The sequence below is a fragment of the Acinetobacter sp. USHLN143 genome (assembly GCF_037145695.1).
In the GTDB taxonomy this organism is placed as follows: domain Bacteria; phylum Pseudomonadota; class Gammaproteobacteria; order Pseudomonadales; family Moraxellaceae; genus Acinetobacter; species Acinetobacter fasciculus.
Genome location: NZ_JBBCWZ010000003.1, coordinates 24859 through 43069, shown reverse-complemented (window position 1 = coordinate 43069; position 18211 = coordinate 24859). Strand labels below are relative to the sequence as shown.

Sequence of the window (18211 nt, the reverse complement as noted above, 5' to 3'; positions counted from 1 at the left end):
CTTACTTTTTCGTATTAATATCGATATACATCCATTCTGAAGACAGAATCGGATGGGACTTATGTCCAATAATTTGGGGTTGGGTCAAGGCATTACGGTAGGTGCTATAGAGCATCAGGGTCGGCATGTTGACTTCGAGAATCCTGGTCATTTTGCGATAGAGCAGATCACGCTCCGGACCTGGCGGCATGCTCTGGGTTTGCTCGTAAAGACGGTCAAATTCAGGATGCTTGAAACAGGCATTGTTGGTGACATTGACATTCTTGCCATAGAACAGCTGCATAAAATTGTCGGCATCCGGATAATCGGCAATCCATGCAGAACTCTTGAACATGGTTTTACATTGCTTTTCCAGCTTGATGCCTTCAGCAAATGGCATGGCCTTACTGGTCAATCGAATATGAATACTGTCCAGGGTCTTTTTCCAGAACTCACCCTGTTGCTGGTCCCGACTGGTATTCCCAGTAATCAGTTCAATCACCAGAGGTTTACCTTCAGGCGTTTTCCGCCAGCCATCTGCACCGATCTTGTAGTTATAGCGGTCGAGCAACATGTTGGCTGCTTTGACTGAATAGGGAATACTGCTTTTATAGGACGGTGAATAGCCTGCTACTCCTGGGGGGATAGGCATGTGCAGTTTTGCTCCATCCCCCTTAAGTAATACATTGATCATGTTTTCTACAGAAAACGCCATCGCCATGGCACGACGTAAGGCAATTTTTTCTGGCGCGAAACCACCCACGACCGGGTTTTGCATATTCCAGTAATGGTAGCTAATGGAGGGCTCTAAAATACGTGACAGCTTCACTCCCTGCTGAGCCAGCTCAGGCTTTAATTTGTCACCATCGAGGGCCTGTACGACGATATCGCCCTCAATTTCGAGCAGGTCCAGTTCATTTTTCTTAAATGCCAGCATCCGGGATTGCGCTTCTTCAATAACACGCACATCAATAGTGCCGATTTGAGGCATTTTTTTGCCCTGCATGGCTTTTACAATAGCCTGATCTTCTGCACCACTGGCTTTAAAGTCCCAAACAAAACCACGATAATCTGGATTTGGTTTTAAGATAATCCGTGAGCCGGGTGTCCAGCGGCTGAGCACATAAGGACCAGTCCCCACTGGCTTATTCATGACCCAACCCGCCTTATCTTTATATTTTTCAATCACTTCACGAGCTACTGCAGCGGCAGGTCCGTGTGCCAGCAACATCGGAAAGTTCTGATCCGGATTATTCAGCTTTAATACCAAGGTATAGCGGTCTGGGGTCTGAATACCTTCAAACGGATTTTCATAGGCTTTGCCATTCTTTTTGGTTAGGGCCATCCATGCGTCCAGCCCTTTAATTCGGCCATCCAGCAACCAGCTGTTCGGTGAATGCAGCTTTGGGTCCAGTAGACGTTTCAAGCTATAAGCATAGTCATACGAAGTCAGTTCACGTTTTTTACCGCCAAAGACCGGATCATTGGCAAAATAAATACCCTTTTTGATTTTGATGGTATAAGTCAGGCCATCCGCACTGACTTGAGGCAGACTGACCGCAGTCAATGGCACTAATTTTGCTGGCGAGGCCAGATAATCATAGGTAAATAAGGTTTCAAAAATCGCGGCATTAATTTTGGCTGAATAACGGTCATGGATATAACCCGGATCAAAACCGGTTTCAGCTGCCAGAAATACTGTTTTTAAAACCTTATTCGGGTTGGCAGGATTGCTAGCCCATGTGGACGCGCCCCCTGCCATCATCAAACCAGCCATTAGCACCCCACTGGCCAGTTTTTTTAAAGTATTTTTATTCACATTCATACTGGTTCTTAATCTTCTCAAGTTATTTTTTAACAGGTTCAATATCCATATATTGCCAAACTGCTCTGGTCACCGGATGTGCCTTAAAGCCCTGTACATGCGGATGAATCAACCAGTTACGTATCCGGGTATTGTGCAGAATCCATGGATTATCGGCCTCCATCTGACGGTTCATCTGCTCATAATATGGCGTCCGCTGCTGCGGCGGCAGTTTCATCGCGGTCTGGTACAATGCGTCATAGGCTTTTGAGGTATAGCAACTCAGGTTGCCTTGCTGCGCATTTGGCCCATACAGTAACTGGGCAAAGTTTTCCCCTTCAGGATAGTCCGCAATCCAGGCTCCACCCCACATCATATGTTTGCATTGGGTGGCTTCTTTTAAATTGTCAGCAAAATTACTGACCTTGAACTCAATTCGCACCCCGATCGCATCCAGATTCTTTTTCCATAACTCTGCAGAAATCACCGAAGAGCTTGAGCTGGTTGAATTCATTTTCAGTATCAAAGGTTTGCCATCTGGCAAGGTTCGGTAACCATCAGCGCCTTTCTTATAGCCAAAACGGTCAAGCAGTTTATTGGCCAGTAATGGGTTATAAGCAATACTGCTTTTATACTTCGGGTCATGTCCACCCACTCCCTCTGGCAAAATCATTTCAGCTTTATCGGCATGACCTTTGTACAACTGCTGGATGGCTTCTTTCTGGTTATAGGACAAGGCGAGAGCACGACGTAAGGCAATTTTTTCCAGTGAGTTTCCACCAATTAACGGATCACGCATATTCATGATGGTATAGGTAATTTCCGGTTCTTTATTCGGATAATGCAGGATGCCTTTTTTCTTGTATTCACTTTTCAGCTGCTTATTTTCCAGTGCCTGTTCGGCGCCGCTCGCAGTGAGTTTGTCATAGTCCAGTTGTCCAGACTTTAAAGCCAGCCAGCGCGACTGCTCCTCTTCAATAATACTGATTTTGACCTTGCCAATTTGCGGCATCTGCTTGCCTTGCATGGCTTTGACAATACGTTGATCCCATTCGGAACCATCGCCCTTAAAGTTCCAGACAAAACCACGATAATTCGGGTTGGCGGTCAGTTCAATACGGCTACGCGGCACATATTTGTGTAATTGATACGCCCCTGTTCCAACCGGATGCTGACCTGCCCGATGACCATAATGTTCGATCACTTCCCGTGCGGTACCACTAAAAGCCACATAGGCCAGAATATACGGAAAATTCAAATCAGAACGGGTCAGGGTAATTTGTAAGGTATATTTATCTAGTGCTTTTAAACCGGGAATAGGTGCATCGTAGTTGAACTTGCCAGTTTTTTTAGCCTGCTGGATGACCTGATCTGCCCCAAGGATTTTTCCCTCGATAAAAGAAAAAGAAGGAGAATGATTTTTGGGATCCATGATCCTTTGCATGGAGTAGATATAATCACGCGCCACCAGTTCACGCTTCTTGCCCTGAAATATAGGATCAGGACTAAAATAAATTCCTGGCTTGATTTTAAAGGTATAAACTTTGCCATCCTGCTCAACTTTGGGTAAAGATTCAGCTGTATTTGGAGCCAAGATTGCCGGCCGCGCCAGATAGTCATAACGTAATAAAGGCTCAAAAATAGCTTCAGCAACGCTACCACTATAAAAATTATAGGTTTTGACCATATCAAAACCATCATCAGGCGCTTCAAAAGCCAAGTTTAAAACTTTATCCGGATGTGCAGATGATTTTGCCCAGGAGGCTTGCCCCGTAGTCATGGCCAAGGCCAAAATTGTCATACTGAAAAATGCTGATTTCAAATTTGTACCTATTCTTGATCTTGAAGTTTTATTGCTATAGGAAGTCTTTAACACATCATCCCATATTTGCTTCAATGGATGGGTCAAAGCTGGACAGATGGAATAAAATGAACAAAGCGAATTTCATGCCATCCTCGAAAAATAACGATTTTTTCCTGTTATTAACTCAAAAAAGCTTATTTTTATTAATCATTTAAAACATTATCAATAACATAATATTTTCCATGAATCATTAATTTAATATTTATTCTTAAAATCTAGCTCCAAGCCTAGTCTGCACAAAAATAAACCAGACCTGTTTCATATTATTGCATCCTCCCACTACTTCAACCCAAGAAAATACCCACATAAGTAAATGAAATATATAATTATTATCTTATTAAATTATTGTATATTTTATGTAAAAATCATGCACCATAATTAAACTTTATTCAATTTATCTTTCAGTTTTAGATTCCTTTCTTATTCATTAAATATTTATTTTTTACTTTCTCATGGTTTCCTATAGAGACTTTCTTCAGATTTTAAACCCCACTCTCTTAATTTTTCTTCATCAAAACTTAGTAAACCTCCCAAAAAACTAAATTAAATATAATTTTTTCAATCACTTAATATTTTTTAAAATTAATAATTTATAAGTTGGCATTCGCTTTGCTTAAGTCCTCCCAGCACTACTTCACATAACAAAAGGGTGAAAATTACGATGAAAAAAAACAAATTGGTCGGATCTATGGGGGCTCCAACCGTTGGAAAAAAACTCATCAAATTAAGCGCGTTAAGCTTAAGCATGATGTGTCTTTCGCTGGCACATGCAGCAGATGAACCAGAAAACTCCGCTGCACAACCTACCAAGGTAGAGAAAGTGCGAGTTACTGGATCATCTATTAAAGGTGTAGCCGCACAAAGCGCCTCACCAATCACGATTATTAAAGGTGAAGATCTGGTGAATCAGGGGGTAACCACTGTAGAAGAAGCATTGATGAAAGTCAGTGCCAACCAAGCAAGTTATGTCACAGCACAAAATGTCGGTGCCAGTAATACCAGTGGTTCAACAGCAAATTTACGTGGTCTTGGTTCGGATAAAACTTTAGTTTTAATTAATGGTCGCCGTGTTGCAAGCAGTGCATTTGGTACCGATTCAACCAACTTAAACAACATCCCTCTCGCATTGGTAGAGCGCATTGAAGTCTTACGTGACGGCGCATCTGCAGTCTATGGTGCAGATGCGGTGGGTGGTGTAATCAACTTTATTACGAAAAAGCAATATGAAGGCGTGGGCATTACTTTAGGTGGTCAAATTCCTGAAGAAAAAGGCGGCGAAAAAATTGACGTTTCGATTTTTGGGGGATATGGCGATCTAGATGAACAAGGTTTTAATGTCTACGGTGTGATCGATTACCGAAAACAAGATACGATTTGGGCAAAAGACCGTAAAGTCAGCCGCCGTGGTGGGGTACTTCCTGAATTAGGAATTGATGGCAGTTCAGCAAATGCTTTCCCTGCAAACTTCTACGATCCTATCACAGGTATTTTGGGTAACCCTTATGGGGATAATTGCTTAAATACCAAAGATACTGTTGCTGAAGATGGTTTCTGTTATTTAAATACCCAAACTGTTATTGGTATTGTGCCTGAACAAGAGAATCTTTCTGCGTTAGGTCGCGCAACTTTCAAATTGTCAGATAACTTTAATGCGATTGGTGAGTATATCTATGCACGTGATGAAGTAACCACTTCAATTGCGCCTGATGTTTATAGTCGTAGTGTGACCTTGCCTTATGCCAGTCAATATTACCCTGGCAAAGGTATTACTCCAGCAGTTGATGGCTTGGCGACTAACACATTACAATTGTATCTACGTTCACAAGGCGGTAACCGTGTTTCTAAGTCAATTAACGAATCGAACCGTATCTTTGCAGGGATTGAAGGTGAAGCATACGGTTGGGATATGAATGGTGGTGTTACTTATGCAAAAAGTGATGCGACTGACAGTTTCGTAAGTGGTTATTTAAACCGCAGTAGAGTTCAGGCTGCACTTGATAATGGAACTTTAAACCCATTTGGCCCACAAGCAGCAGCCAATGCCGGCTTATGGAACACTTTTGATGTCAAAGGCGATACCAATCAGGCATCTTTAGAATCCACTACAATTGACTTTACCGTGAGTCGTCCAATCTACACACTGCCTGCAGGTGATGTCGGTTTTGCACTCGGTGGCAGTTTCTCCAAACAAGACTGGGAAGCAACTGTAAATTCTGAAATTGTTGCTCAAGTTCCAGGCAGTGGTATTGATCCAAATAAACCAAAAAGCTCAGGCGATCGTGACATTAGTGCAGTATTTACTGAACTCCAAGTACCTTTATTGACCAACCTGGAATTACAGTTAGCTGCTCGTTATGATGACTATAGCGATTTTGGTGACACCTTTAATCCTAAAGTGGCTTTACGTTGGGAACCAGCTAAAGAACTCATGTTCCGTACTTCTTACAGTACTGGTTTCCGTGCACCAAGCTTATATGAGGTCAATGCTCCTTCGGTCAGAACTTGGACTGGTGCAAGATATAATGACCCGATTCTTTGCCCGGGTGGTACACCAACTGAAACCAGATACCAAACTGAATGTAATACCCAGTTTATCCGTACACAAGGCGGCAATTCTGAACTAGGTCCAGAAGAGTCAACATCTTACATGGCTGGTTTTGTCTTTGAACCGATCAAAAACTTAGTTTTCACTGCCGATTACTACAATATCGAAATTGAAAACTTAGTGGGAACGATTGGTGAAGCATCAATTTTTGGTGATCCAGAAAAGTATGCTCAATACTTTGTTCGTAATGCAGAAGGTCGTATCGATCATATCTCAACTAACTTGATTAACTCCGGTGGCTTGAAAACCCAAGGTATTGATTTGAGTTTGAACTATCTTTCTCCAATGACGGCAACTGGCCGCTTCGGTTTTGGTATTGACGGTACTTATGTGATCAAAATGGATTACCAAAGCGAACCAGGCGGCGAGTGGGAAGGTTATGTCGGTGTTTATGATGACCCAGCAGTGGTTCGTTGGAAACATACTGCAAACGTGAACTGGTCTTATGAAAACTGGAGAATGGTGTTTGAACAACAGTTCGTTCGTGGTTATGAAGACTATTCGGAAGAACGTGATGTTGCTGACTACACCGTATACAACATTTCTGGTACTTACAAAGGATTTAAGAATCTGGAGCTAACTGCCGGTATTAAAAATATGTTCGATGCAGAACCACCTGCCTCTGACGTAATGGATAACTTCCAATACGGTTATGACCCACGTTATAGCGATCCAACAGGCCGTGCTTACTTCTTACGTGGTACCTATAAATTCTTTTAATTAATTACTTCGCAAACACTGCTGCCAAGCGGTGTTTGCAGTTTTCCCCGTTTAATTTTAGCCAAACAAAAAATAATGCTGCCTGTAATCAAAAAAATTCTCATCAGTGCACTATTTCCTGTTTGTCTTAAATTCTAGGAGTCATGATGGGCACAAAGTTTGAAGACTTAGAAAAAAACTCCGCCAAAAAACTGACTGGTATTGGGGTCGTTGTTTTTTTGCATATCCTGGTTGGCCTGGTACTCATGGCTGGTATGGCAAAAGACATTATTAAACCAACGGAACAGCCAGTTGAGCTAATGATTATTCAAGATATTAAGCCGCCTGAACCTGAGCCACCAAAAGAAACACCACCTGAACCACCAAAAATCGTGGAAAAAGTAGCACAAGTGCCTGAGGTGAAACCGGTTGAAAAAGTCGTTCCTGTACAGAAAACACTTCCAACGCCAACCCAACCGACAACTGTTGCAGTACCTACCCCTGTTGCAGCGAGTCCTTCACCAAGTCCGGTAGCAGCACCGGCTCCAGTAGTCGCAGCCGCTCCAGCCCCAGCTCCTCCACCCGCTGGCGTAACTCGTGGTGTTTCACAAGGTGAAGCAGGTTGTAAACGCCCAGACTATCCACGTGATGCACTGATGAATGAAGAACAAGGTGAAGTCTTGATCTCTGTATATGTAAATACCACCGGCAAGGTCCAGGATGCCAAAGTGAAAAAGTCGAGCGGTAGTCGTGCGCTGGATCGTGCAGCATCCAAGGCCTTCAGCTTATGTACTTTCAAGCCGGCAATGAAAAATGGCGAACCGCAAGAATCTTGGTATGACATTCCATATGAATTTGTCCTTGACTAACAGATACAACAGATAAAGAAAAAAATCAGGAGATCCATGATGAAAAAATCACTAAAACCTTTAAAAAATATGACTGCTGCTGGTGTAATTGCCATGAGCACTTTATTACCTCTGCAAACAGTTTTTGCAGAACAGTCCGCTACCCCCAATACCAGTGCTGTCACTGAGACAGTGGTAACAACACCTACAACAGCGGCTACACCGACCCCGCCACCACTGCCTGCTGAAGCTAGCGATGAAAAAGCTGGATACAATCCTTATGGCCTAGAAGCCATGTGGAAAGAAGGTGATATTGTTTCTAAAATCACTTTGTTTATTCTGGTGGTCATGTCGATCGGTACCTGGTACATCATGATCAGCAAATGTTTACAGCAAAGTAAGATCCGTAAGCAAGCCAAGGAAGCTGAACATCAATTCTGGGAATCATCTTCTCTAGATAATGCAACCGAGAATCTGGACGAAGCCAGCGTCTACCGTTTTATTGCGGAAAAAGGGATTAAATCAACTAAAAATCATGGCGGTACACTACTTGAGCGTATTGATTTCAATACCTGGGTCACTATCTCAATTTCCCGTGCGATCGACAAAATCCAGAACCATCTGAGTGGTGGTCTAGCCTTCCTTGCGACAGTCGGTTCTACCGCACCTTTCGTTGGACTTTTCGGAACCGTTTGGGGGATTTACCATGCACTGACTGCCATTGGTGTTTCAGGGCAAGCATCCATTGATAAAGTTGCCGGCCCGGTTGGTGAAGCACTAATCATGACAGCCATCGGTCTTGCGGTCGCGGTTCCTGCGGTACTCGGCTACAACTGGTTGACTCGCCGTAATAAAGCAGTCATGGAAGAAGTCCGTACCTTTGGTTCTGATTTACACGCAGTATTACTCAGCGGTGAAATTACGACCAATAATCCTGTTAATCGTGACGTGAAGTAAGAGTGAGGTATCAGCCATGGGAATGATGGTCAACTCAAACGACAGCGATGATGAGGTAATTGGAACCATTAATACCACACCTTTGGTTGATATTATGCTGGTTCTGCTCATTATCTTCCTGATTACTGTACCGGTTGCCATTCATACTGTACCTGTCGATCTACCCGAAGAAAGAAATGTACCGTATGAAACCAAACCGGAAAACATCCAGCTGGCAGTCAACAAAACAGGTGATATTTTCTGGAACGAAATCTATATCGCAGATAAAACAGTTTTACTGAGCCGTTTACAGGCAGAAGCCCAGAAACGTCCGCAGCCTGAAGTGCATATTCGTGGTGATCAGTTAACACCTTATGAAGCAATTGATCAGGTGATCAGTACCACCCAACAGGCCGGTATTGGCAAAATTGCTTTTGTCACCACTCCGCCCACTACACCTTAAGCACAAAGAAGGATTAAGTTTATGGGTATGAATGTTGGTTCAAATCAAGACGATGATGTGATGTTAGATGTCAATATGACACCACTGATTGATGTCATGCTGGTCTTGCTGATTATGTTTATTATCACAATTCCTTTGCCGAATAACTCGATTAATATTGACCTGCCAAATGGCACGCCTCCTGTAACCGATGAAAAACCGCCTGAGCTGGTGGAATTACGTCTGGATGCACAAGGTAAGATTTTCTGGAATGAACAGCCGGTAGCAAATACCCAAGCTCTGGAAAACTTATTCAAGACAGTAGCGCAAAAAGCGGATCAGGATCAGATTAAAATCAAGGCGGATCGTGCCACTGAATATAAACATATCGCTATGGTCATGGCGGCAGCTCAAAGGCTGGAGGTCAAAAAAATTGGCATTATGAGTAATAACAACTAAGTATTTTCAAGATATAAAAAACCCAGCATGTGCTGGGTTTTTTATTCATCCGGTTTTACATCTGTGACTGAATATAATTTTGCAGACCAATCAGTTCGATTAAGCGCAATTGTTTTTCTAACCAGTAAGTATGGTCTTCTTCGGTATCCGACATTTGCTGGCGTAACATATCACGGCTGATATAGTCACCTTTCTCTTCGCACAGTTTGATGCCCTGCGCCAGTTTTTCCCGCACATGATATTCAAGTTTTAGATCGGCTTTCAGGCAGCTCACCACATCCTCGCCAATCTCAACGTCATCGCGCTGCATGTTTGGCGTTCCTTCAAGGAACAGAACACGACGGATAATCGCATCCGCATGCTGGGACTCTTCTTGCATTTCGTGATCGATACGTTCAAAGATTTTGGTCAATCCCCAATCTTCATACATACGAGAGTGAATCAAGTATTGGTCACGAGCAGCCAGTTCGCCACCGATCAACATATTTAAATAATCTACGACTTCTGGATTTCCGCGCATTTGAATAACTCCCTACCTGTATTTTGCTATTATGGCGAAAAGCAATTGAATTTGCAAAGCTTAACCATGGTTAAATATTTGATTTTTATATAATTAAAATGAGAAGTACTTGCATTTACACTTTGTTCTTAATGAAATCCCATTTATAAAACAACACTTTGCACTTTCATTACGCTTGGCAATAACCTAAAACTGGCGAATAAACACATGCGTTAAAATTTGTAAATCTTAATTTTGACCAGACAGATTCATTCTTTTTGTATAAACATCACTGCATTGGCGTACTTCATGCTTAAATTTCGCTTATCATTCACACAAATTTAAAACAACAACGGTTCCGATATGACACATCCACAAACAACAGCGCCTGTTCTGGTTACCGGTGCATCGGGTTATATTGCCAGCTGGGTCATCCAGAAATTACTCACGCAAGGCTATACCGTACATGCCACGGTGCGTGACCTGAATAAAAGTAAAAGCTTTGCCCATTTAGAAAAAATTGCCGACAGCACGCCGGGAACTCTCAAGTTATTTCAGGCCAATTTATTAAGCCCGGGTTCTTTTGATCAGGCGATGCAAGGCTGTGAAATTGTCTTTCATATGGCCTCACCTTTTGTGGTCACCAACTATAAAGATGCAGTCAAAGATATTATCGAACCTGCGGTATTAGGCACTGAAAATGTACTGAATAGTGTCAATCAGACTGAATCAGTGAAACGCGTAATCGTCACATCGAGTATCGCATCCACTTATGGCGATGCCATTGATATTCTACAAACTGAGAATAACAGTTTTGATGAATCCCACTGGAATACCACCAGTTCGGCCACACATCAGCCTTATCCTTATTCCAAAGTCATGGCAGAGCGCAAAGCCTGGGAAATGGCTGAAGCACAGAATCGCTGGGATCTGGTCTGTATCAATCCTGCACTGGTTTTTGGTCAATCCTTAACGCCAAATACCCAATCCGGTAGTGTGGAAGTTCTGCAACAGTTTGCCAATGGCATGACTTTGCTTGGCGTTCCACCGATGTGGAATGGCGTGGTCGATGTTCAAGATGTCGCTGAAGCGCATATCCGTGCTGCGTTTAATCCGCAAGCGCATGGCCGTTATATCATTTGTAGTGAAAGCTTGAGTCTACTGGAAATGGGCCAAATTCTGCGAGCACATTTTGGCAATAAGTTTCCCTTCCCGCGCAATCAATTGCCGAAGGCAGCCTTTAAACTGTTCGGGCCTGTAGCAGGTTTTAGCCGTAAATTTGTAGAGCTGAATATGGGTTATCCAATTTTCTTTAATGCGCAAAAAAGTAAAGATGAGCTCGGCATTGAGTATCGTCCGGTGAAAGAAAGTCTGGTTGAACATTTCCAGCAGCTACTCGATGATGGTGTTGTGAAAAAATATATTCCTTAATCTTTTTATGCAAAAAGCCACCCGAAGGTGGCTTTTTTAACTCTTATTCTTTCATGAAATGTGCAGAGATTTAGGCTTCAAGCTGACCATAGTCTTGCATCAAGCCAATAAACTGTTGTTCATTGATCACTGGAATACCCAGTTTTTCTGCTTTATCCAGTTTTGAGCCAGCTTTTTCACCCGCAACCACACATTTGGTTTTGCTGGATACACTGCCACTGACTCGTGCACCTAAGGCTTGCAATAACTGGGTTGCATCATCTCGTCCCATACTGCTTAAAGTCCCGGTGACCACCCAGCTTTCGCCGTTTAACGGCTGACGAGTCGGTGCGATCGGTGCATCCCAGTGAATACCGGCAGCCAGTAAACGATCCAGAACTTCCAGATTATGCGGTGCCTGAAAGAAATCCAGAATCCATTCCGCAGTGATATCACCTACATCCGGAGTTTTCTTTAAAGCCTCCAGATCGGCCTGACGCAAGGCATCCAGCGTCTGGAAAGTATTGGCCAGCATCCGCGCCGTAGTTTCACCCACCCCACGAATACCGAGTGCATAGATAAAAGCAGCCAGTGTGGTCTTTTTACTGTTTTCAATGGCATCCAAAAGATTCTGAACCGATTTGGCGCCCATCTTTTCAATACCGAGCAAAGTCTCACGATGTTCATGCAGATGGTAAATATCTGAGACATCTTTTAAAAGATTTAGATGTAGCAGTGACTCTACCCAGCGATCACCCAGCCCTTCGATATCCATGGCCTTACGCGACACAAAGTGACGAATGGTTTCGATCCGCTGCGCAGCACAATAGAGTTCGCCAGAGCAACGGGCCAATGCTTCACCTTCCGGCATCACCACGGGTGAATCACAGACTGGACATTGTTCAGGTAAATGCACTTCAACTGCATCAACCGGGCGAAATTCCGGCCAGACTTTTTCAACTTTAGGAATCACATCGCCACTACGATAAACACTAACTGTATCGCCAATACGCACATCCAGACGGTGAATTTCGCCAATATTATGCAGCGTCACATTGGAAACTGTTACTCCGCCGACAGCGACTGGATTCAAACGCGCGACTGGAGTTAATGTTCCAGTACGACCGACTTGCCAATTAATATTTTCTACCGTAGTCAGTGCTGCAACTGCCGGAAATTTATAGGCGGTGGCCCAACGCGGTTCACGGCTCAGGAAACCAAGCTGTTGTTGCTGTTTCAGGTCATTGACCTTGATTACCATGCCATCGATTTCGACACTGAGACTGGCACGCTCATCAATGATCTGTTCGTAGACCTTTTGCACGTCCTGAATACTGTCACAGATAAAGTGACGCTCGCCAACCGCAAAACCGAACTGATGTAACCATTCCAGACTGGCGGACATAGTGGTTTGTCCATGATGCGGCACGCACTGAGCAATCCCATAAGCATAAAAAGCCAATGGCCGCGAGGCAGCAATATTCGGGTCCAGCTGACGCAAACTTCCTGCCGCAGCATTACGCGGATTAGCAAAGGTCTTTTCACCTTTGGCGGCATTGGCAGCATTCAATTTTTCAAAACCGGATTTCGGCATCAACACTTCGCCGCGGACTTCCAACAAATCGGGAATGATGCCATTCACCGGAGATAAAAGTTTCGGCAGGTTGCGAATGGTTCTGACATTCTGGGTGATGTCTTCACCGGTTTCCCCATCGCCGCGTGTCACCCCACGCGTCAATACGCCATGCTCATACCAGAGTGAAATGGCCAGACCATCAAATTTCAGTTCCACATCATATTCAATTTTTTGATTTGGCAAACGTTCTTCAATACGGCGGGCAAAAGCCAGCAGATCTTCCTGATTAAAGACATTGCCTAATGACAGCATCGGCACGGCGTGTGTGACAGTCACAAATTTTGAAAGTGCCTGCCCACCGACTTTTACCGTTGGTGTATCCGGTTGCTGTAAATTTGGATATTGTTCTTCTAAGGCTTTGAGCTGGTGAAAGAGCTGATCATATTCACTGTCTTCAATGCTCGGTTGATCCATCACATAATAAGCATGGTTATGCTTGGCAAGCAGTTGAATCAGTTGACGCATTTGCGCAATGACAGTGGCATCTTGGGTCATAATTTCACCATAAAAAAGGGCGGAAAATCCGCCCTGTAGAATATTCAGCTTTTGGCTATTATAAAAATTGCAGTCTACAGATTCAACTTGGAGATTGAACAAAGCAGCCTTAAACTTCCGTCCCTTGTCCAGCACGATAATCAATAGCCTGATGGCGCCAGAATTCACGTAATTGTGGAGTAAATTCCTGCTGGTTCTGATCATAGACCAGACCATCGACTTCACGGGCAATCAAACGTGAAATACTGTCCATGGTATCAAACGCATTTTGTACATCGCTATGCGGTAAAGCCAGGAAGAATGCCAGACCTTTCACTTCCTGAGTCGACAGGGTTTCCAGATCAAAGCCTTCCATTCCGGTATCGGTCATTTGCAATACCGAAAACAGCAGTTTTGAACCATCTTCACTATACCGGTGGAAACAGGCCAATTCACCATAACGCAGGCCATATTTCAATAAAACCTTCAAGGTTTTATCACCCGAAAGTACACGGCCTTGCGGATAGATATGCAAAGAAATAATGGTTTCAGCATTGGACAAAGCACTTTCTTCATCCACTATTTTTTGCTCATGCAGATGTGTATCCAGAATACTACTTTCATCATTAAATTCAGAAATTTCTGCTTTTTCGATGTTGCTGTTCAGGCTGAATTCAGGCATTTCTTCCTTGGTTTCAATCTGGCTATTCTTCTGTTCCGCTTCTACCTGTTGAACATCTGCTGCCGTGACTACCGACTGTGCCACTCCTTCAGCTTCTGTTGACGGGGCAGCTACAGGAGTTTCGACTGCTTTTGGCTCAACCGGAGTTGATTCAGCCTTGCGAAAGGCGGAAGGCTTTTCAGGAGCCGGTTCATCTATACCCAAGCTTGGCTCGATACGATCAGATTCGACATCCTGTTGTGCCAACTGAGAACGTACATGCCTTGGAATGATCGGGGTCTGGCTATCCGGGTCGATATGCAGGTTGGCATCCAGTGAAGGTACAGCCTCTACAGGTTTTTTGAACAGCATTCTTATACCAAACAGCATAATCACAATTGCAATAACAATCCCGATAATGGTGGTGATTTCCATATTATACCTCCGCAGCTAGGCCGTATTCTTTTGCCTGTTCCAAATTAACTGTCACTAATTTTGAGGTTCCCGGTTCAGGCATGGTTACACCTAAAAGATCAGTCGCCATCATCATTGCAAGTTTGTTATGGGTAATATAAATAAATTGCACGTGTTCAGAAAGCTCTTTAACTAAATTACAAAAGCGTCCCACATTGGCATCATCCAGCGGTGCATCGACTTCATCCAGTACACAAAATGGTGCCGGATTTAAGCGAAAAATCGCGAATACCAATGCTAATGCGGTTAAGGCCTTTTCTCCACCAGAGAGTAAGGCCAATGAGCTGTTTCGTTTACCCGGTGGTCGGGCCATCAGTTTTACCCCCGACTGCCAGCCATCTTCAAGGCTTAAACTCGCCTCACCGCCTTCAAACACTTTCGGGAACAGGTTTTGCAGTTCAGCATTGACCTGATCAAACGTGTGCATAAACAGTTTACGGGTTTCCTGATCAATACTCTTCATCGCGGCCTGTAGCTGTGCAACCGTATTTTCCAGATCCTGCATCTGGTGACTCAGTTCCTCATAACGTTTTGACACTTCTTCATATTCTTCAGAAGCCGCCAGATTGACTGCACCAAGTTTATCGAACTGAGCCTGAGCTTTTTCCAGTTTCGCCTGATGTGCTTTAAGGTCAATATTCAGTCCGGAAATTACTTCACTATTCAATTCTTTCAGCTGTTCAGAATAATGCTGCAAATCAGATTTGGCTGCCTGCCAGGCCAGACGTTTTTCTTCCAGTGTAGTGCGGAGTTTTTCATCCTGCTGCTGAAAGCTGTGACGCTGTTCGGTCAGCTGCTGCTGTTTGCTCTGCACCTGATTTAATTCAATCTGCCAGTCGGCCCAGGTCTTTTGCAGCTTTTCAGTGATCTGCGCCTGTTCATTAAACTGGCTCTGTAAAGCAGGTAATTCCAGCTGTACCGGATCAACAAATTTCTTGGCCTGCTCGATTTGTGCAGTAATTTGTTGAGACTGTTCTTTTAGGAATACCTGATCTTTTTCCAGCAATTCAATTTGCTGCTGGCTTTGCACATTTTGCCTACGCAGCACTTCTAATTCCTGCTGCGCTTGCTGACTGAGCTGCTGTGAGTCATCCAGCTGAGTACTCAATTCTTCTAGCTGGAATTGCAGGGTTTTATAATTTGGTAGCGCCTGTTCCAGTTTGATATTCAAGGCATGCAGATCAATTTCCAGATCATCTTTCTGCATGGCATCTTCTTCAAGCTGCTCATCCAGTTGTTGTAACTGATGCTGTAATTGCTGCTTTTGCAATGCAAAAGCCTGCGCACTACTTTGTACTTTAGCAATATTGACATCGAGTTGCTGCAGCTGCTTTTGGGTATGCTTGTGCTGCTCACTGATACTCTGAATCTGGTTTTGCAAAGCTTTAACCTGATCGGCGAATTCAGGTAACTGCTGCTCCAGCTGCATAAACTTAGGTTCAAGTTCCGCAAGCTGCTGCTCGATTTCATCCAGACGCATTCGATGACTCAATGCACCTTGTCCGGCCTGACTGGCTTCATCATAGTCCAGTGCAATGACCCAGTCCGATCCAACATGGTAGCCATCTAAACTCAGTAATGTCTGGCCTTGTAATAGCTCAGTTTGAAGCGGTAATGCTTGCGTTAATGTATCTACGACCGCGACTTGTTGCCACAGTGAATAATGTGGAGATTCAATCCAGTCGGCCAGACACATCGTATTGGCTATCTGAATTTTAGTATGAACAGCCTGTTGCTTTAACTGACGCGCACAATCTTCAAGGAAGTGCTCGCCCTCTGCCAGAATCTGGGCAGACAGCCACTTGGCCAAAAACTTTTCGATCAGGCTGGCATGTCCTTTGCCTGCATCACTGAGCTTAAGTACATGCATCAGCTGTACCGCATTACTCTTGGTATTTGAGTTAGCTTTGGTCAGCAATTGACTCAGGTTTTTCTTTTCTGAATGAAGCACCTGAATTTCAGATTTGAGCTGCATCAAGCGCTGCTGATGGTTCGCCTGCTCTGCCTGCATCTGCTCGAATTGAGTTTTTAAATCTGTTAATTGAATTTCATAGCCAACGATTTGCTGTTCAGCTTGGGCTTTGTCTGCCTGATACTGATCCAGCTCATCTTGCTGCGCCTGTTGCTGAATCTGTGCACTTTGCTGTTGGAGCGTCTGTTTCTGCTGTTCAATCCGCTCAATATTCTTTGCCAGTTGCTCGCTTTGAGCCAACATCTGTAATTTACGCTGTTGCTGCTGTTCGACCTGGGTTTTGATCTGGGTAAATTGCGCTGCCACAGTGCTATGTTGAGCTTTGAGCTCAGTCAAGTTTTGGCTTTGCGCCTGACTCTGGCCATCTTGCTGCTGCAATTGTGCCTGCTGATCTTCAAGTTGCTGCTGCAAGGTTTCGAGTTGCAGTTCAATCAACTGCAAACGCTCTTTGGTTTGGACTTTTTGCTGTTCCAACTTGATCAGACTGGTGGAATTCTGCTCCAGCAAAGACTGCTTTTGTTGCAGGGTCATTTCCAGTTCAGCCAGTTTTTTCTCGGCCTGTTGCCATTCGCTTTGCAAAGGAGTGGATTGCTGAATCAGACGCTGGAACAGTTCACTGGTGCTGCCCAAATCATGTTCAACGGTGGTCAGTTCGGAACGTACCAGCTTAAAGTTTTCCCCGAGCGTATTCATCTCAAGGGTATATTCTTCCTGTAAACGCTGGCTTTGCTCACATTGAAAAGACAGAATTTCGATCTTGATGGTACGGATCTGTCCTTCCAGTTCTTTATATTGAATCGCACTTTCCGACTGACGTTTCAGGGTTTTTAGCTGGGATTTCAGTTCGGAGGCGATATCTTCCAGACGCGACAGGTTTTGTGTGGTGTGATCCAGATGCAGCATCGTTTCACGGCGACGCGCCTGATAGCGTGATACACCCGCGGCTTCTTCAATATAAACCCGCATTTCATCTGGCTTGGCATCGACCAGACGGTTGATCATGCCCTGCTCGATAATCGCATAAGAACGTGGCCCAAGACCGGTACCCAGGAAAATATCGGTAATATCACGACGACGGCATTTGCTGCCATTCAGGAAATATTCGGACTTGCCATCGCGGTTGACCTGACGGCGTACTGCCAGTTCATTATAGGCATTATAAGCACCGCCCAGCTTGCCATAGGTATTGTCAAAGCGCAGTTCTACACTGGCCATGCCCACCGGTTTACGTTTCGCAGTTCCGGTAAAGATGACGTCCTGCATGCTGCCACCACGCAGCTGGCGCGCACTGGACTCGCCCATGACCCAGCGTATGGCATCAATGACGTTAGATTTACCACAACCATTCGGTCCCACGACCGCAGTACGATTATCTTTAAAATGCAAAGTGGTACTGTCGGCAAAAGATTTAAAGCCTGAAAGTTTTAAACTGCTTAAACGCATAATGTC

12 protein-coding genes are annotated in these 18211 nt (G+C 44.1%); 6 read left to right on the top strand and 6 right to left on the bottom strand.

Annotation, left to right across the window (positions count from 1 at the left end):
• Position 1: 1 nt before the first annotated feature.
• Together WFH18_RS01800 and WFH18_RS01795 are read right to left on the bottom strand one after the other, a co-directional pair.
• Positions 2–1804, bottom strand: coding sequence for an ABC transporter substrate-binding protein (locus tag WFH18_RS01800; protein ID WP_164542806.1), 1803 nt, complete (start codon positions 1802–1804; stop codon positions 2–4).
• 22 nt (positions 1805–1826) lie between these two features.
• A complete protein-coding gene (locus WFH18_RS01795) occupies positions 1827–3584 on the bottom strand; it encodes an ABC transporter substrate-binding protein (RefSeq protein ID WP_164542805.1) in 1758 nt (585 codons plus the stop codon).
• 724 nt (positions 3585–4308) lie between these two features.
• Between WFH18_RS01795 and WFH18_RS01790 the strand changes: the two genes are divergently transcribed.
• The 5 genes from WFH18_RS01790 to WFH18_RS01770 all read left to right on the top strand — a co-directional run bounded on the left by WFH18_RS01790 (position 4309) and on the right by WFH18_RS01770 (position 9636).
• Positions 4309–6972 (top strand): TonB-dependent receptor, encoded by a 2664-nt coding sequence (locus WFH18_RS01790; protein WP_164542804.1) that lies wholly within the window; start codon positions 4309–4311, stop codon positions 6970–6972.
• Positions 6973–7118: 146 nt separating this feature from the next.
• Entirely contained in the window at positions 7119–7820 is a 702-nt protein-coding gene (locus WFH18_RS01785; RefSeq protein WP_004646084.1) for an energy transducer TonB, read from the top strand.
• 36 nt (positions 7821–7856) lie between these two features.
• Complete coding sequence (locus WFH18_RS01780) at positions 7857–8756, top strand: MotA/TolQ/ExbB proton channel family protein (RefSeq protein ID WP_164542803.1); 900 nt, start codon at positions 7857–7859, stop codon at positions 8754–8756.
• A 16-nt stretch (positions 8757–8772) separates the two neighbouring features.
• The gene (locus WFH18_RS01775; protein WP_005104849.1) at positions 8773–9198 is read left to right on the top strand and encodes an ExbD/TolR family protein; all 426 of its coding nucleotides are present in this window, start codon (positions 8773–8775) and stop codon (positions 9196–9198) included.
• Between the two features lie 21 nt (positions 9199–9219).
• The gene (locus WFH18_RS01770) at positions 9220–9636 is read left to right on the top strand and encodes an ExbD/TolR family protein (protein WP_004279208.1); all 417 of its coding nucleotides are present in this window, start codon (positions 9220–9222) and stop codon (positions 9634–9636) included.
• A gap of 55 nt (positions 9637–9691) precedes the next feature.
• Here the strand turns inward: WFH18_RS01770 and ftn are convergent, their stop codons facing one another.
• Positions 9692–10156 carry a heteropolymeric bacterioferritin subunit Ftn gene (ftn, locus tag WFH18_RS01765; protein WP_004279207.1) on the bottom strand — a complete coding sequence of 155 codons (465 nt, stop codon included), beginning with the start codon at positions 10154–10156 and terminating at the stop codon, positions 9692–9694.
• Between the two features lie 342 nt (positions 10157–10498).
• Here ftn and WFH18_RS01760 point away from each other — a divergent pair, with 342 nt between their 5' ends.
• On the top strand, positions 10499–11566 hold the full coding sequence (locus WFH18_RS01760) for an SDR family oxidoreductase (protein WP_005104850.1): 1068 nt from the start codon (positions 10499–10501) through the stop codon (positions 11564–11566).
• Positions 11567–11636: 70 nt separating this feature from the next.
• Here the strand turns inward: WFH18_RS01760 and ligA are convergent, their stop codons facing one another.
• The 3 genes from ligA to smc all read right to left on the bottom strand — a co-directional run bounded on the left by ligA (position 11637) and on the right by smc (position 18205).
• Entirely contained in the window at positions 11637–13676 is a 2040-nt protein-coding gene (gene ligA, locus WFH18_RS01755) for an NAD-dependent DNA ligase LigA (RefSeq protein ID WP_035342540.1), read from the bottom strand.
• 109 nt (positions 13677–13785) lie between these two features.
• Complete coding sequence (locus WFH18_RS01750; RefSeq protein WP_005104852.1) at positions 13786–14751, bottom strand: cell division protein ZipA C-terminal FtsZ-binding domain-containing protein; 966 nt, start codon at positions 14749–14751, stop codon at positions 13786–13788.
• 1 nt (position 14752) lies between these two features.
• Positions 14753–18205: a chromosome segregation protein SMC gene (gene smc, locus WFH18_RS01745; protein WP_164542818.1), complete on the bottom strand. Its 3453-nt coding sequence runs from the start codon at positions 18203–18205 to the stop codon at positions 14753–14755.
• Between the last annotated feature and the right edge of the window lie 6 nt (positions 18206–18211).

Coding starts and splice junctions, on each gene's coding strand:
- WFH18_RS01770 (WP_004279208.1), top strand. CDS start 9,220: ATGGGTATGAATGTTGGTTCAAATCAAGACGATGATGTGATGTTAGAT.
- WFH18_RS01790 (WP_164542804.1), top strand. CDS start 4,309: ATGAAAAAAAACAAATTGGTCGGATCTATGGGGGCTCCAACCGTTGGA.
- WFH18_RS01775 (WP_005104849.1), top strand. CDS start 8,773: ATGGGAATGATGGTCAACTCAAACGACAGCGATGATGAGGTAATTGGA.
- ftn (WP_004279207.1), bottom strand. CDS start 10,156: ATGCGCGGAAATCCAGAAGTCGTAGATTATTTAAATATGTTGATCGGT.
- WFH18_RS01785 (WP_004646084.1), top strand. CDS start 7,119: ATGGGCACAAAGTTTGAAGACTTAGAAAAAAACTCCGCCAAAAAACTG.
- WFH18_RS01795 (WP_164542805.1), bottom strand. CDS start 3,584: ATGACAATTTTGGCCTTGGCCATGACTACGGGGCAAGCCTCCTGGGCA.
- WFH18_RS01750 (WP_005104852.1), bottom strand. CDS start 14,751: ATGGAAATCACCACCATTATCGGGATTGTTATTGCAATTGTGATTATG.
- WFH18_RS01800 (WP_164542806.1), bottom strand. CDS start 1,804: ATGAATGTGAATAAAAATACTTTAAAAAAACTGGCCAGTGGGGTGCTA.
- WFH18_RS01780 (WP_164542803.1), top strand. CDS start 7,857: ATGATGAAAAAATCACTAAAACCTTTAAAAAATATGACTGCTGCTGGT.
- ligA (WP_035342540.1), bottom strand. CDS start 13,676: ATGACCCAAGATGCCACTGTCATTGCGCAAATGCGTCAACTGATTCAA.
- WFH18_RS01760 (WP_005104850.1), top strand. CDS start 10,499: ATGACACATCCACAAACAACAGCGCCTGTTCTGGTTACCGGTGCATCG.
- smc (WP_164542818.1), bottom strand. CDS start 18,205: ATGCGTTTAAGCAGTTTAAAACTTTCAGGCTTTAAATCTTTTGCCGAC.